This is a genomic window from Lacrimispora sphenoides, from assembly GCF_900105215.1.
Lineage (GTDB): Bacteria > Bacillota > Clostridia > Lachnospirales > Lachnospiraceae > Lacrimispora > Lacrimispora sphenoides_A.
In genome coordinates this window covers 1,694,681-1,710,942 of sequence record NZ_FOIP01000001.1, presented here as the reverse complement: position 1 = coordinate 1,710,942, position 16,262 = coordinate 1,694,681, and the positions used below count along the sequence as shown (strand labels likewise).

Sequence of the window (16,262 nt, the reverse complement as noted above, 5' to 3'; positions counted from 1 at the left end):
CCCTTTAAGTACGGTTCAAACATCGCCGGATTCTACCCGAATGCCATAGGCATTTTCTTCCCGTTGGATTTAATTGCATCAGGCAGTTTTACTGTAAATATGTAATAAGCGCCCGTAACCTATATTTCAAAATCCCTCATCCGCAAAATAACCTGATTCATTCGGTTTTCCATGTCACGTCCGTTAAACTTTTTCAAAAAAAGCTCGGACTTAACAGCACCGTCTTTCATAAATAATACGCGGTCAGCTCTGGATGCGACTTTTGCGTCATGGGTCACAAGAAAAACAGCCGTACCATTTTTGTTAATATTTGAAAACAGTTCCATAATTTCATCCGACGATTTCGAGTTAAGTGCGCCGGTAGGTTCGTCAGCAAATAAAATCTCCGGCTCGTTCATAAGGGCGCGGCAGATACAGGCGCGTTGGAGCTGCCCGCCGGAAACCTCGGTAATATCTCTTTCTTCCAGCCCGGTTATGCCGGTTTTTTCTAACAATGTCTTCGCTTTTTTGATAATGCCGGCGGCATTTCTTCTGTTTTCCAGTAAGCTGGAAAGAATGATATTATCCAGAATATTCAGATTTTTCAGCATGGCAGGCTGCTGGAATACAAATCCCATCTTTGTTCTGCGAATATCTGCCAGTGCGTTTTCATTTAGCCGGGTCAGGTCCTCACCGTCAAATTGGATAGAACCGCTGTTGATGGTATCTGTACCGCTTAACGCAAAGAGCAGCGTAGACTTTCCGCAGCCGGACGGCCCCATCACTGCAACAAACTCTCCGGTTAATAGTTCTATATTTACTCCATTGAGTACATTGGGCGCTTCCCGTCCTATGCCATAAGTTTTTATCATATTTTTTCCGCTTAAAATTTTCTTCATAGGCTACTCCTTTATATATTCCGATATCTTCAGGCCGGAGATATCCGAAATTCCAAACCGTGTTGCCAGATAGACACAAACCGCCATTAAAGCGGGGGAAAACAGGTATGCAAACAACGGGTTTATATCAAAACGGAACGTGGATGCACCGAAGGTTGAAATCAAACCGATGCCCACCAGTTCTCCCAAAGTGTTTGCCAAGACAGTTCCTATTAAAACGCCGGCGGCCAGTACGACAGCCGGTCTCACCATATATTGCCGGCAAATATCTGCTTCTTTAAAGCCGAGGGATTTTAAAACGGCGATAGAATATCTATCCTTTGTCACAAGCATTTTCATAAAGAGAAGAGTGACCAGCACGGTGAGTATTGCGGCAGCGGCAATGGCGGCGTAAGAAGCCTTTTTAACCGCATCAGCAATCCCGCCAAAGGTCTGGCCGATGTATTCATCTATATCTGATACCTTGGCATAGGAAAACTGCTCCTTGTATCGGGTTATCTTTTCATCTGTGGCAGCATCAGCCTGTAATTTTACCGGAATAATGCTCCATAGAATACTGTCCTGACTGGTTTTAAAAACGGCCTTTGCCGTCTTGCCGCCATTGGTGATATCAGAATATATCCCGCTTATGGTAAGCCGCTTCTCCTGACCGTCAATAATGAGCATGATAATGTCATTTAGCCCTTTTTCGAGATCGCCCGCAACTAATGATGAAATAGCGATTTCCGATTCGCTCTGCGGCGCTCTGCCGGCTGAATACTCAATAGGGAACACTGATTGGTCGCCAAGTTCCACCTTGAGCTTTTCAGTGGTGCTGTCCTCCATCTGCATATCAAACATATAACTGGTCAGCACCGTGTATTTTTTAATATCTGTGTCCCACGCCATCACAGCGGCTATCTCCGCTGTTTTTCCCGCAATATCGTTCGTCTGCTGGATATCAATTCGCATATCACATTCGCCAATGCCCATATAAGTCATAAAGTTTCTTTGGGAGATGGTATTATAAATATTCTGAGGCACAATCATCAGAAACGAGGAAATAACAAGCACCAAAAGCATTGTGCTGTAAAGCTTTTTTCGGGAAAGCACATCCTTTATGCCAAGAAAAATATTCGGCGGGAGTCCCCTGCTGCCGGATAGCCGAAAGCTTTTCGCAGCTTTGGCGCCACTCTGGGGTGCTCCAAAGCGTATGGCCTCTGCCGCTGATACTTTTTTGAAGCGGCCCAGAACGCCGTTCACATAAAGCACCACCACGAAAAAGATAACCCCTGAGCCTACCATTCCAAATGCCGTGCCGAGGCCGGAACTGCTGCTCTCGCCCATATACAGGCGAATATTCTCCATCAAAGGCTCTTTTGCGAACAGAGACGAGATGAATCCAGTTATACTGGCAATTCCAGCGAGAGCGCCATACTTCGCCAGATAAAGCTTTTTGATGCTTCCAACCTGCAGGCCGATGGCTTTTAATACGCCAATTTCCCGGTAATCCTCTTCTATCTTGGCAATCAGGGTAAAACGTATGCACAGGAAATTGATCATGATTACAAGGACACTGATAAGGATAAGCATCACTATCATCATACCGTCATCAAGGGCATTTACCAGCTTAAACAGCGAATGGGTGATGGCGGGAGGCCCGTTTGCCGGAAGTCCTGCGGCAATATAGCCGGATTCAAAAGCGGAAACAGCGGAACTGTCGCTGAAGCGGAACTCTATCAGATACTCCAGCTTTCCAAATTCCCTGATTTTTTCAAAATCACTTTCATTGATAAGAAACCGCTTGGAGGAAATCATGGAAGCGTTCATTTGAGAATCCCGCAGGAAACCAGCTACCGTAAAGGAAACACCATGAATGGTTATGCTGTCGCCAATACTTGTCATCCCCTGCTTCATGTAGTAAATGGGAACATAGATCTCTCCTTTGGCCGGATAAATTATATTGCCATCCAAATCCAGCAGAAAATCAAAGAGTTTGCTCTGCACCGAAAGGCCGTTATCCTGCACGGAACCTGCGAGGGAGTTTTCATCAATGACAATCTCTGCGCCCTCAATGTTGAGAAAGGAAAGCACCTGAAAATCTTCTACATTCTTTTCCGTATCTGCAAAAGCAGAAAGCCGTTCCATATCAATATCGCCGGAGTGCATCTGCATAAAATGCGGCGTTTGAGCTTTTAACATCATGTTGTTGATCGCAGAGAACAAATTCACCGATAATATCGCGGCAAGGGAGGTAAGCATTGCCGCAAGTAAAATAAACGCGGTTATGGTGATTGTAATCAGTTTGCTTTTCCTTACATCGTTTATTATTATTTTTCTGTACACAGTTCACCTCCCCGCTCCAGCCCCCTGACGGACTTAATATTGTATAAAAGAATGGCCGTTACAGATAACAGCAGACCTGCTATCATAATCAATAATCCAATACCTCTGCCGCTTCCCACGCCGATTACCTTTCCCATGCTATTTGCCAGCGCGCCATCCTCTGCCAGCAAAGGGATAAATACATAGTCGGCAAGCGGACCTAAAATGCTGTAAGCAATCACATAGCCTAGCTGGGAGATAATACCGATCAGTCCCCAAACCCTGCCTTGCACATCGTTGCTGATATTGGTACGGATCAGAAAATCAATGCTTGTGTTTGCAAATGGAAGCATTGAAAAAAAGAGAAAACCAAAAATGCAGATTAAAATAATGTTTTCTCTAAACCCGTAGCCTGCCATAAAGATACCGGCAAAAAAGAGCGAGGCAAAAAGCATTTGTGTAAAGCCCTTTTTTATGGGAACCATGCCAAGAATAAGGCTGCTTACCAGCATACCCATGGCAGAAATCGTAGTGGCAGCCCCCAGCACCGAACTGTCGGTAAATCCAAGTATCATTGGTGTATAAAGTGACTGGATGCAGCCTAAAAAGAAAGAGATGCCGATTCCCGATAAAACCAGTGTGAACACGCCCCGGTTTTGGGTGAGCGCAGTAAATCCGGTTCTAAACTCGTGGAAGAAAGATTCTTTATATCCGGAAGCTTTGGCAGCAAGCCCCCTTCGTACCACAAACGTCACCATTACGGTCAGAAAGATTGTGCAAATGTCTATCATAAGCAGAAGCTTTATATCTGAAACCTGTAACAGGAACCCCGCGATGAGCGGCGAGATCAAAAACTTTGCGGAACCGGATAATTGTACCAGTCCGCTTGCTTTTGAGTATTCTTCTGTCAGCAGGTCAGTAATTGTCGCTTTGAACGCCGGTTCTATGAGTGAAGAAAACACCGAACTGATGGTAACGCCTATTCCGATCTGCCAAAGCAGCGCTGGGCCATTCATCATACAAATCAGGATATAGATAAGCCCCAAAGCAGAAAGCCCATCGCCGAGTATCATTAAAAGCCTGCGGTCGTATTTATCCGCAAGCACCCCTGCAAACGGAGTGAGCAGGAGTCCCGGTAAAAAAGCCAACAAGATAATCAGTGTACTGGAGGACGCAAGCCCGGTCTGCTCAAATACATATACGCCAAGCCCGAAAGATGTAATGCCGCTGCCTATGGCGGCGACAAAGCTGCCGGAGCACAGCATGAGAAATTTTACAAATGGTTTTCCCGTGTTCTTATTCATAGGCGCTTCCTCCATCCATTTGAAATAGTTCTATCACCCTGTCAAATCTTCCCGGTTCTGCGCCAAACAATCTTTCCAGATTAAATATAAACGCCTTAACCCTTCCCAAAAGTTCTTCACCTGTAAGCTTCTCAGCGTAATCATCAAAAACCGCATTGATATAAGCCACAACCATTTCCAAGCTCTCATAGGGATAAGGGGTGTTGAATAAACCCTCACTGATACCGTCCTCAATAATTTCCATAAGAATAGGCGGGATGCCTTCCATCATTGCCTGATGTGTTTTCTGATGCATCAAAGCATTCTGCGGCTTGTGCATCTGCCGGGTAAGCTCTGATTTTCCATCTTTATCACCATTCATGGCAATAAAAGTTCTGACCAGCCGTTCCAACACAGGAATACTTTTATCCGCAGCAATCTGCCTGGCTGCAGTCAAAAACTCCGTATTGCGCCGATTAATAAGTGCATCCAAAATATCTTCCTTTGATTTGAAATGATAGTATATCGTTCCCCGCGCAATTCCGGCTTTCTCTATAATGGCGCTGATGGTCGTTCCATCAAAGCCATCACTGTTAAAAAGGTCTGCGGCAGCATCCAGTATTTCATTCTTACGCACATCAGCGTCTTTTATAATTCGCATAACATTACTCCTCAATAATTAGTATTAGACTGACGTTCAGTCTAATACTAATTATAGGATGCAGCACTGTTAGTGTCAATATTAAATTTTTAATATGTTGCGATACATAGCCGTATGGCGTCATATCGATTTGAAGTTTGCAGACCTGCATTATTTAGCAAAGGCAGTATTCTACCTATAGAAATTCCCTCAGCAGAAGTTTCTTTCTTACTGTGATATATTTCTTACTGTGACATAAAAAAATGCTGCTCAATAAATGAGCAGCATTCCTATTTTATCTTACACAACCTTATTTTTTATGGTCCCGATCCCCTCGATCAGGCATTCCACTTCATCACCTGCCACTAAAAACTTCGGCGGTTCAAATCCCATTCCAACACCCTTAGGCGTTCCGGTGGAAATGATCGTACCTGCCCTAAGGGTCATCCCCTTAGACAGCTCGCTGACTATATGGTTTATATTAAATATCATGAGCCGGGTATTGCTGTCCTGTCTCAGCTCTCCATTTACCTTGGACTGAATGCCAAGCTCCGGCGGATAGGATATGGAACCTGCAGTCAGAATACAGGGGCCCATGGGGGTAAACCCGTCAAGGCTCTTTCCAAAATACCACTGCTTATGGGCATTCTGCACGTTGCGGGCGCTGACATCATTGATGATGGTATAACCGAAAATATGGTCCTTTACCTGTTCCGGCGCCACATTTTTTGCATCCTTTCCAATGATAACGCCTAATTCTGCCTCATAATCCAGGCTGTCCACCATATCACTGTGGCTTAAAATCTCCCCGTAAGGATCCACCGCCTCATTCACTCTCTTGGAAAAATAAACAGCATTGGGGCGCTTCCCATCAAAATCCTCTTTTTTAAAGCGGGCAGACTCCTCGGCATGTTCCATGTAATTAAGCCCCAAACAGATGATGTCCTGCTCCGGTGTCCGGATGGGCGCCAGCAGCCTGACCTCTTTCATCATAGCAGCTCCGATGACGTTGCTGTTGTAAGGATCCAGGCCAGAGGCATGTTCCAGCAGGTCAAGCTCAGACTGAGAAAGTCCTTTGATAACCTCCAGCATCTCCTTATACTCCATACCAAATGCCCTGAGAGGAAAGATCCACATCTCGTCCTTACTCACTACCCCGATATCTTTTCTCCGGTCAACCTCGTATGTAACTAATTTCATAACATCCTCCTTTTACATGAACCATAGCTCTTCCTTTGTGGTGGAGATTGCATCCGCACCCACAATATATGGATCTCGTTCTACTTTATCAATCCTTTCCCCCACCGTCAAGGCAATTTTTGCCCTTTCTTGATTTTATAAGGAAGAAAAGCATATTTTAACGTTCTTTTTTCCATACAAGATAAAAGGAGCTGCGGTCTCCGGAAACCAGACGCCTCACTCCTGCTATCTTTTATCTATCGTTCTTTGCTTTGGACCCACCTCTTGCAGATCTCCGGAAAGTTGCTGATAACACCGTCACAGCCCCATTCATAGACCTGTTCCAACGCGGACATGTCATTCACCGTCCAAACATTCACCTGAATTCCGTATTTTCTGCAGTTGTCCACAGCCTCTTTTGTTAATCCCTTTACTCCTGGGTGGTAGCACTCAAAATGATACCGGTCGCAATAGTATCCTGCATTTCCAAGGCCCGGTTGTTCAAGCAGCGCGCCACATGGGATCTCAGGAGCAAGCTCCTTTAAGCGGATTATGGAAGTATGGTTAAAGGAAGAAAAGATGACCTTTTTTTCGAGCCCGTATTTACGTACAAGTTCCAGGGTCTTCTCTTCCAGGCCTTCATAATAATATACGCCTGTCTTGATTTCGATATTTGTAACAAGTTCCTGATCCTTTGCCCATATACAGTATTCTTCAAAGGTCGGAACAGGCACAAATCCATGAATCCCTCCGCAGACAGCATCTGCATTGAATTCTTTCAGTTCCTCATAGGTAAGATCCTTCACAAAGCCGGTTCCATCCGTGGTCCGGTCAATGCTTTCGTCGTGGATCACAACCACCGTTCCATCCTTTGTAAGCTGTACATCCAGTTCGATCCCGTCACAGCCAGTCTCTGCCGCCTTCTGAAAGGCCAGCATGGTATTTTCCGGATACCTTCCGCTGTATCCCCTGTGTGCAAATACCTTCATATCAACCCCTCTTTCCTTTTAACCTCTTTCCGGAAATCTCTTTTCAGTATATCATTTCCTGGATAAATTTTCTATAGGTTATACCTGTTTTATGCAAAATAACCTCGTAAATCCGCAGGCTTCCAATAAGGCTTCAGACCGCTTACGGTAATTACGAGGTTTTTTATGAAATTATTTTACAACTTTTCAACATTCCTTGTAGCAACGATGGAAACGCCGGTTCCGGCACAGTCAGGAATGATCACATCTCCAATGGAAACAGGTGCGGAAACTTCCATCTTTCGGATTTCCTCCATGCAGGCAAAAATCTTGTCCTTAGGTATGTCCAGCTTTGTTTTAACCGGTACCATTTCTAAGTCACCACCCAGGACGCGGACCGAGGATGTCACCACTCTGGTAGGGCTTAAAACCTCTTTTTTTCCGTATTCCTCCCCGCGGCCGCAAGAATTCCCTGTTACTCCTACCTGGTCCCCTTCTATGCTCACCGTCAACGGGCAGCCTAAAGGGCATCGGATACAGATCAGTTCTCTTACCTCCATATCATTCCACCTCCGTACAGACAACAATTCTCTTAAGCTCCGGATATTCCTTAAAGCTGTCTTTCTTTAATACAATCTGCTCCATCTCACCGGGAGCCAGGACTTTTTTCTTTTTGTGGGAAATCCTTACATCATCATAATAAATACTGATAAACCGGTCCTTATATACATCTGCCACACGGAAACGGACTGTAACCTTATCTTTCATGTTCTCTACGTCAATCTTCTGAGGTACCGTATAGCGGACTCCGTTCTCAGCTTTCAGTTCTACTGCGCGAGCCGTCTCTTTTTCTCCATCCGCTTTTACATAGGCGGCAGCGTTTGCTCCTGCTAAGGCGGCTTCCTCAGATACATAGTCAACCAGATCATGAACATGAAGCACATTACCACAGGCAAAGATACCCGGGCTGCTGGTTTCCAGCTGGTCACCTACCTCGGGACCAAACGTCACCTGGTTCATCTTTACGCCTGCCCCTTTGGAAAGCTCATTTTCCGGAATCAGGCCTACGGAAAGAAGAAGGGTATCACAGCTATAATATTCCTCTGTGCCTGGAATCGGCTTTCTGTTTTCATCGACTTTGGCAAGGGTAATTCCTGTCAACCGTTCCTTTCCTTCAATGCTTATTACCGTGTGGCTGAGCTTTAAGGGAATTCCATAGTCATCCAGGCACTGGACGATATTTCTCTTTAAGCCGCCGGAATAAGGCATAAGCTCTGCCACCACCTTCACCTTAGCTCCTTCCAGAGTCATACGCCTTGCCATGATGAGGCCGATGTCTCCGGAGCCTAAGATCACCACTTCTTTCCCCACGCTGAAGCCTTCGATATTCATTAATCTCTGGGCAGTGCCTGCGGAATAGATTCCTGCCGGACGGTAGCCCGGTATGTTAAGGGCACCTCTGGGGCGCTCCCTGCATCCCATGGCCAGAATAATGGCTTTTGCCTTTATAATTGCCAGGCCATCTTCCCTGTTAATGACCGTCACTTCTTTATCTTTGTTAATATCAAGAACCATGGTATTTAATTTATACGGGATATGTTCCGACTCCGCCATCTCTATGTAACGGGCCGCATATTCCGGGCCTGTTAATTCTTCTTTAAAGGTGTGCAGGCCAAAACCGTTATGAATGCACTGGTTTAAGATGCCGCCAAGGCAAGCTTCCCTTTCCAGGATTAATATATCCGTAATGCCCGCCTTTTTCGCCGCTACTGCCGCAGCAAGACCAGCCGGACCGCCTCCGATTATTACTATATCATGCTCTGCCATGTTGCTGTCCTCCTTATTTATGACCGGTCACTATATTGGAGCCGGGTCTGTTCTTGCAGATATCTTCCAATTTCCTGTCCGTTTCCCTTGCCAGGATTTCCATGGTCTTAGGGGCACAGAAGCCGGCCTGACACCGTCCCATGCCGGCACGGACGCGGCGTTTGATCCCATCTAAGGAAACCGCTCCAAGAGTCCTGGTAATGGCATCCACGATCTCTCCCTCGCTTACCCCTTCGCAGCGGCAGATGATGGTGCCGTACTGAGGATTCTTCTTAATAAGCTCTGCCCGTTCCTCAAAAGACAGCTTCTGAGGATCCAGGATTCCCTTTCGGGTGACCTTAAAATTCTCCTTTCGGGAAGCCTTTGCCTTTTCAGCAACCAGACCTGCTATATAAACACCAATGGCAGGAGCGCTTGTAAGACCCGGTGATTCAATGCCTGCCGCATCAAAGAAGCCGGCGGCATCAGAAATCTCACCCAGGATAAAGTCATCCCCATCTTCATGAGCGCGAAGGCCTGAAAAGGAGGTGATGATCTGGCGGAGCGGAATATTCTTTACTCCCCAGGCAGACTTCTCCATTATATCCGACAGTTCCTTCGCGGTTGTTCCGACGCCTTCCTTATCCTCCACATTGATTGCTGTAGGCCCAATCAGCAGGTTGCCGTGGACCGTAGGGGTCACCAGAACCCCCTTCCCCATCTTGCCTGGAAGCTGGAAGATGGTATGGGACACATGGGTTCCTGCCTCCTTATCCAGCAGGCAGTAATCTCCCTTTCTAGCCGTGATGTGAATCTTCTCCTCGCTTACCATATTATGGAATACGTCGGCATAAACACCGGCTGCATTGATCACATAGGTTGCATGTATGATCCCCTCCCCGGTTTTTAGGTCATAGCCATTTTCCGCCATTTCAATTTCTATTACCTCAGTGTTAAATAAAAATTCTACACCGTTGTCGCAGGCATTCTCCGCCAGTGCAATGGTTAAACCAAAGGGGCATACGATCCCCCCAGTAGGAGCATACAATGCGGCCACTACCGTCTCTGCCACATTGGGTTCCATGGCCCTCACCTCATCGCCGGAAAGAATGGACAAGCCGGGGACTCCGTTTTTTACGCCCTTCTCATAAAGTTCCTTAAGAGCGGGCATATCTTCTTCTGAAAAGCAGAGTACCAAAGAGCCATTTCGAATCACCTGAAAATCAAGTTCCTCTGAAAGCTCTCCCATTAAATGATTGCCTTCCACATTAAATCTCGCCTTTAAGGATCCAGGTACCGCATCATATCCTGCGTGGACAATGGCACTGTTCGACTTTGAAGTACCGGAACAAACATCTTCCTCCCGCTCAATAACACAAATGCTAAGGTCATAGCGGGCCAGTTCTCTTGCAATTGCACAGCCGATTACGCCGCCGCCAATGATCGCTGCATCGTAATTCATTTCCTTCATGTTCTTCTCCTCCATATCCGTAATGGTCACCCTATTTAATGGAATTCATACAAAAAAAGAGTAAGGCAAAATAAACGGATCACTCCGTTCAATTCCCTTACTCTTTCATCTCAAGGTTTTATATTTTATTACTTTAATGCTAGCACAATCCAGACCGGATTGTCAAGATTTTTCTGTCAGGGGATTCCCTCCCTCTATTCGCTGACTGCCATGACTGAATTCTCTTCTGCCAGTTTGGAAAGCAGGGCTCCCTTGTCAAAACCCGGCGGATAAATCACTTCAAATTCCAGTTTGATCTCATCTTTTTTATTTTTATTAATCTTCACAGAAGCAATCTCAACCTTTTCCTTTTCCAGAAATTCTTCCATGTTCTTAACTGCTCCGGATTTTTGTGCTATGGTCATCTTCAGGCAGCCGCAGGAAGCCACCTGAGCAAAATAGCTGATCCGATGGGTCATGGTCTGCATGACGATGATGAGAACCGCAGACAATATGCCCACAATGTACTGGCCCGCCCCAAGAGCCAGCCCAACTCCGGCGGTAGCCCATATCCCGGCTGCCGTCGTCAGTCCGTTTACCAGATTGTTCCGCACAAATATAACCCCTGCACCTAAAAAACCTATTCCGCTGACCACCTGGGCCGCGATTCTGGCTCCGTCGCTGGTTGGAATGTCCGGAAACCCATATTTTGATACCACCATCATGAGGGCTGAACCGATCGCCACGATGGCATGGGTCCGGATACCAGCCGATTTATTCCGGTTTTTTCTCTCACTGCCGATCAAAAACCCTAATAGCCCCGCCGTTATAATACGCAGCATATATTCCAGCTGGATCATGACGTATGATAAGGTAATTCCCCCAAACAATAAATATGTACCCTCCAAATCTTACCCCTCCAAGTTTTACTCCTCTTCTTCAGACCAGTAGAGTGCGCATTTTACCGCCCTCTTCCAGCCTTTTACCAGCCTCTTCCGGTGTTCCCCTTCCATCTGGCTGTCAAAGGCCTTAGATACCTTCCAGTTTGCCTTGATTTCTTCCCGGCTCTTCCAATAGCCCACCGCAAGTCCGGCCAGGTATGCGGCTCCAAGAGCAGTCGTCTCAATGCACTCCGGCCTTACGATCTCTGTGTTTAACAGATCCGACTGGAACTGCATGAGGAAATTGTTGGCACAGGCGCCCCCGTCCACCTTTAACTCCTTTAAATGAATATCCGAATCCTGTTCCATAGCCTCAATGAGATCGCAGACCTGATAAGCCATGGATTCCACCGTTGCCCGGATAAACTGCTCCTTGCTGGTTCCTCTGGTTACTCCCACAATGGTCCCTCTTGCGTACTGGTCCCAATAAGGTGCCCCAAGTCCTGCAAATGCCGGTACTACATAAACGCCCCCTGTATCCCCCGCAGCACGGCAGTATTCCTCTGTCTGGGCGGCAGAACGAACCATCCGCATCTCATCCCTTAACCACTGTACGGCAGCTCCTGCCACAAACACGCTTCCTTCCAGGGCATACTGGATGCTTCCCTGGTCACTGGCAGCTATTGTGGTCAAAAGCCCATGTTCGGACTTTACCGCCCTTTCTCCTGTGTTCATAAGAAGGAAACAACCGGTTCCATAGGTGTTCTTTACTTCCCCTGCCTCAAAGCAGCACTGGCCAAACAAAGCTGCCTGCTGGTCGCCTGCTGCTCCTGCAATGGGAATCTTTCCTCCCATGACATCCGAAGATGTGTAGCCATAAATACAGCTTGATGGTTTTACCTCCGGCAGCATGCATCTGGGAATGTGGAAATAGTTTAGAATCTCCTCATCCCAGCACTTTCTGTGTATATCAAAAAGCATGGTTCTTGATGCATTAGTATAATCTGTCACATGGATGCAGCCTTTGGTTAAGTTCCAGATCAGCCAGGTATCCACGGTTCCAAACAGAAGTTCCCCACGTTCTGCCCGTTCTCGTGCCCCTTCTACATGATCCAGGATCCATTCGATCTTGCTTCCTGAAAAGTAAGCGTCAGGGATCAGTCCCGTCCTTTCAACAATGAGCCCATCCAGGCCGTCATGCTTTAGTTTCTCGATTCTGTCCGCGGTCCTTCGGCACTGCCACACGATTGCATGATAGACCGGCTCCCCAGTTTCCTTATCCCAGACTACCGTTGTCTCCCTCTGATTCGTGATCCCGATTGCAGCTATATCGCTGTAATGGGCCCCGATCTTTCCCATGGCCTCCATGGTCACGGAAAGCTGTGAGGACCATATCTCCATAGGGTCATGCTCCACCCAGCCCGGCTCCGGAAAAATCTGAGTAAACTCCTTTTGTGCTGCACTGCAGATGTTCCCCTGCTCATCGAACAGGATACATCTGGAACTTGTCGTGCCCTGATCCAGGGCAATGACGTATCTTCCCATAGTTCCTTCCCCTTCCAGTAAACGCCCCGGATTTTATTCCTTGTTAAACTTTTCTCAAGGGATAAAGAAAGAGCCTCGGAAATGAACGGTTCCCCGCACTCATCACCTGGCTCTGTCATCTCTTAGGCTAACTATTTATGTATACTTAATAGTACCATGGAGCAAAAATTATGTCAAGATTTCCAGCGTTTATTCAATCTTTATTCATGTCTTGAAAGGCACAGCTTCCCGTTGCTATTTCATTCTTTTTGTAATAAGCTTTGCAAGCTCACCGCCCAGAGTAGGAACTACCGCAAAGCCGATTGCTTCGCTTAGCTGTGTGAGAGTAAGAGGCGCCGTGCTGAAAATTGTGTTTAAGAACGGCACATAAACCACAACCACTAAAAATGCAAAGGAAGCGATTACGCATTTATTCAAGAAAGAGTTTGATAAAAGCCGGATTCCGAATATAGACCTCTTTTCACTTCTGTTTGAGTAGGCGCGGAAAAGTTCGCCTAAAATAAGGGCTACAAAGCACATGGTACGGGCGATGGTCTCTCCGCCTTCGACGTCTCTATAGCTGATATGCCCGATATAAAAAGCGGTCAGAGCGCCGATACCAAGGAAAAGACTTTGCATGGCAACAGCTACGCGCATCTTCTTATCAATAATTGATTCATTGGGATCTCTCGGCTTCTGGTCCATGATCCCCGGCTCCCTCTCCTCCATTCCCAGGGCAAAGGCCGGAAATGCATCGGTGATTAAGTTGATGGAAAGGAGGTGAATGGGCATCAACGGCATGGGCAGGTTAAAGAGCATTGCCAAAAATATGAGAAGTATCTCACCGATGTTACAGGAGAGAAGGTAGCCAACCACCTTTCGGATGTTGTTATAAATGGTTCTTCCTTCCTCTACAGCATGAACAATGCTTACAAAGTTGTCATCCGTAAGGATCATATCGGCCGCCTCCTTTGAAACATCTGTTCCGGTGATGCCCATGGCAACGCCGATATCCGCTCTCTTAAGGCTTGGCGCATCGTTTACGCCGTCTCCTGTCATGGCGACAATCTCTCCGTTTGCCTTGCATGCGGCTACAAGCCGTACCTTGTGCTCTGGTGAAACCCGGGCAAATACGTTGACGGTTTTAACCTTTTCTCTCAGCTCTTCATCGGAAAGAAGCTGTATTTCAGCTCCTTCTAAAGCCTCTTCTCCAGGAGACATGATTCCCAGATCCCCGGCAATAGCGCTGGCAGTGATCTTGTGGTCCCCTGTGATCATCTTCACACGGATTCCGGCTTTTCTGCATTCGTCTACGGCCGGCTTCACTTCCTCTCTGGGCGGATCAATCATGCACATGAGTCCAAGATAGGTAAGAGAGTATTCCTGGCTGTCAAAGTCATCGAGAGTATCAACTGCCTTACTTGCAACGCCAAGCACGCGCAATGCGCCTTTTGCAAAACTTAAATTGGCTTCCAGGATTTTTCTCCGGTCAGCCTCCGTAATTTCCGAAACCGCACCATCCTTATATATGTAGGTACACCGCTTTAAAATCTCATCGGGAGCGCCCTTTGTATAAATAGTCAGTTCTCCGTTTTTTTCATGGAACGTGGACATAAGCTTTCTGTCGGAATCAAAGGGTATTTCCTGAACCCTCCGGTATTCTTCATTCAACCGGTCTTTGCTGAGACCGATTTTTTCTCCTAAAACCAGCATAGCACCTTCCGTAGGATCTCCGATGATTTGGCTTTTCTCTATATCATAGACCGCGTCATTACAAAGTACGGCGCCCTTTATGAGTTCTGTAATATTGGACGATAGCCTGCCGCCTTCTTCTACGGTGACGGAGCCTTCCCTGCTGTAGCCTGTCCCGGTCACATCATAAGCTTTCTCATGGTCAAATACCTTGACCACGGTCATCTTATTCTGAGTGAGAGTTCCCGTCTTATCGGAACAGATAACCGTTGTGCTTCCCAGCGTTTCGACAGCGGAAAGCCTCTTTATGATGGCGTGGGACTTCACCATCTGCTGCATGCCCATCGCAAGAATTACGGTAACGACTACCGTAAGCCCTTCCGGTATGGCGGCCACGGCCAGAGAAACAGAAACCATGAAGATTTCCATAAGCTCATCCCCCTGGAGCAGTCCCAGGACAAAAATTATGGCACATACGGCGATGCAGACAATTCCCAAAACCTTACCCAGGCTGTCAAGCTTCTTTTGAAGTGGGGTTGTCTCCTCTTCGGATTCATTTAACATGGCGGCAATATTGCCCATTTGGGTTTCCATTCCAGTTGCGGATACGATGCCCTTGCCTCTTCCATAGGTGATCACAGTTCCCATAAAGGCGGAATTGACACGGTCGCCCAGAGGCGCATCATCAGGAAGTATGCTTTCGCAGTTCTTTTCCACAGGAACTGATTCACCGGTAATCGCCGCCTCATCGATCTTTAAGTTAAAGCTTTCTGCAAGCCTTTCATCCGCCGGTATGTAATCTCCCGCATCAAGGATTACCACATCGCCTGTTACAAGCTCGTCGGAAGGCATCCTTACGATATCTCCGTTTCGGATGACTTTTGCCTGCGGGCTTGACATTTCCTTAAGAGCCTTCAGCGCATTGTTCGCTTTTGTTTCCTGATTTACACCGATAATCGCGTTGACGATGACGATGGCAATGATGACGAGACTGTCAATAATCCCCTCTCCCTGCACGATTCCCACAACCATGGAGATGATAGCTGCAACAATCAGAATAATTACGAGAAAATCCTTAAATTGTTCAGCGAACAACTGAAACAGGGTCCGTTCCGCCGCCCCCTGCAGACGGTTGTGACCGTTTTCCTCAAGCCTTTTTTGGGCTTCCTGCCCGGATAATCCTTGAAGGAGGTCGGTTTTCAACTCCCGGACAGACTCCCGGATATCCTTACTGAAATAATCATTCATATAATATCCTCCATTTAATTGTGCTATGCAGAACTTCATGATCGGCTGAATGCATGGGAGAAAATGAAACATAAGTTTATGTTAAATCTTTTTGCCACTTCTGTCAATAAACGCATTGGGGATATCGTTCACTCCAAACCAGAAACAGGTAAATATTAATTTTTTCCGCATCAGACATACCAAAAGGGGCCGGAAGTTTATATCTTCCAGCCCCTCTGACTTGTTGCGTAAACATTTCTGATTGTCCATAAAAAGATTAAGCTACCTGAATCTATAAAAGCAAATCATCGCAGGCTTTGCTTGGATACTTGATTGATTTCTGCGAAAAAGTTATCTTTTATTACACTTCTTTTTCGCAGAAAGTCTTGTTTTTCATGAAAAATCCGTGCGTAATATTTTCACCCTACAT

General features: G+C 46.6%; 12 protein-coding genes. All 12 read right to left on the bottom strand.

The window, feature by feature from the left end:
- Positions 1-119: 119 nt before the first annotated feature.
- The 12 genes from BMW45_RS07810 to BMW45_RS07755 all read right to left on the bottom strand — a co-directional run bounded on the left by BMW45_RS07810 (position 120) and on the right by BMW45_RS07755 (position 15,853).
- On the bottom strand, positions 120-878 hold the full coding sequence (locus BMW45_RS07810; protein ID WP_092241968.1) for an ABC transporter ATP-binding protein: 759 nt from the start codon (positions 876-878) through the stop codon (positions 120-122).
- Between the two features lie 3 nt (positions 879-881).
- A complete protein-coding gene (locus BMW45_RS07805) occupies positions 882-3,203 on the bottom strand; it encodes an FtsX-like permease family protein (RefSeq protein WP_092241966.1) in 2,322 nt (773 codons plus the stop codon).
- Positions 3,188-4,486 (bottom strand): MFS transporter, encoded by a 1,299-nt coding sequence (locus BMW45_RS07800; RefSeq protein ID WP_092241965.1) that lies wholly within the window; start codon positions 4,484-4,486, stop codon positions 3,188-3,190. The genes BMW45_RS07805 and BMW45_RS07800 overlap by 16 nt, the downstream gene beginning before the upstream one ends.
- A complete protein-coding gene (locus BMW45_RS07795; RefSeq protein WP_025230396.1) occupies positions 4,479-5,126 on the bottom strand; it encodes a TetR/AcrR family transcriptional regulator in 648 nt (215 codons plus the stop codon). The genes BMW45_RS07800 and BMW45_RS07795 overlap by 8 nt, the downstream gene beginning before the upstream one ends.
- A gap of 279 nt (positions 5,127-5,405) precedes the next feature.
- Positions 5,406-6,305, bottom strand: a complete 900-nt coding sequence (locus BMW45_RS07790; protein ID WP_092241962.1) for a fumarylacetoacetate hydrolase family protein — start codon at positions 6,303-6,305, stop codon at positions 5,406-5,408.
- Between the two features lie 236 nt (positions 6,306-6,541).
- Complete coding sequence (locus tag BMW45_RS07785; protein ID WP_092241958.1) at positions 6,542-7,273, bottom strand: glycerophosphodiester phosphodiesterase; 732 nt, start codon at positions 7,271-7,273, stop codon at positions 6,542-6,544.
- 176 nt (positions 7,274-7,449) lie between these two features.
- Entirely contained in the window at positions 7,450-7,812 is a 363-nt protein-coding gene (locus BMW45_RS07780; protein WP_092241955.1) for a DUF1667 domain-containing protein, read from the bottom strand.
- A 1-nt stretch (position 7,813) separates the two neighbouring features.
- A complete protein-coding gene (locus BMW45_RS07775) occupies positions 7,814-9,079 on the bottom strand; it encodes an NAD(P)/FAD-dependent oxidoreductase (RefSeq protein WP_092241952.1) in 1,266 nt (421 codons plus the stop codon).
- Between the two features lie 13 nt (positions 9,080-9,092).
- Complete coding sequence (locus tag BMW45_RS07770) at positions 9,093-10,529, bottom strand: NAD(P)/FAD-dependent oxidoreductase (protein WP_025230401.1); 1,437 nt, start codon at positions 10,527-10,529, stop codon at positions 9,093-9,095.
- A 194-nt stretch (positions 10,530-10,723) separates the two neighbouring features.
- Positions 10,724-11,416, bottom strand: a complete 693-nt coding sequence (locus BMW45_RS07765) for an MgtC/SapB family protein (protein WP_092241949.1) — start codon at positions 11,414-11,416, stop codon at positions 10,724-10,726.
- An 18-nt stretch (positions 11,417-11,434) separates the two neighbouring features.
- Positions 11,435-12,934, bottom strand: coding sequence for a glycerol kinase GlpK (gene glpK, locus BMW45_RS07760; protein ID WP_092241946.1), 1,500 nt, complete (start codon positions 12,932-12,934; stop codon positions 11,435-11,437).
- Positions 12,935-13,168: 234 nt separating this feature from the next.
- Positions 13,169-15,853: a calcium-translocating P-type ATPase, PMCA-type gene (locus BMW45_RS07755; RefSeq protein ID WP_092241942.1), complete on the bottom strand. Its 2,685-nt coding sequence runs from the start codon at positions 15,851-15,853 to the stop codon at positions 13,169-13,171.
- Positions 15,854-16,262 lie beyond the last annotated feature (409 nt).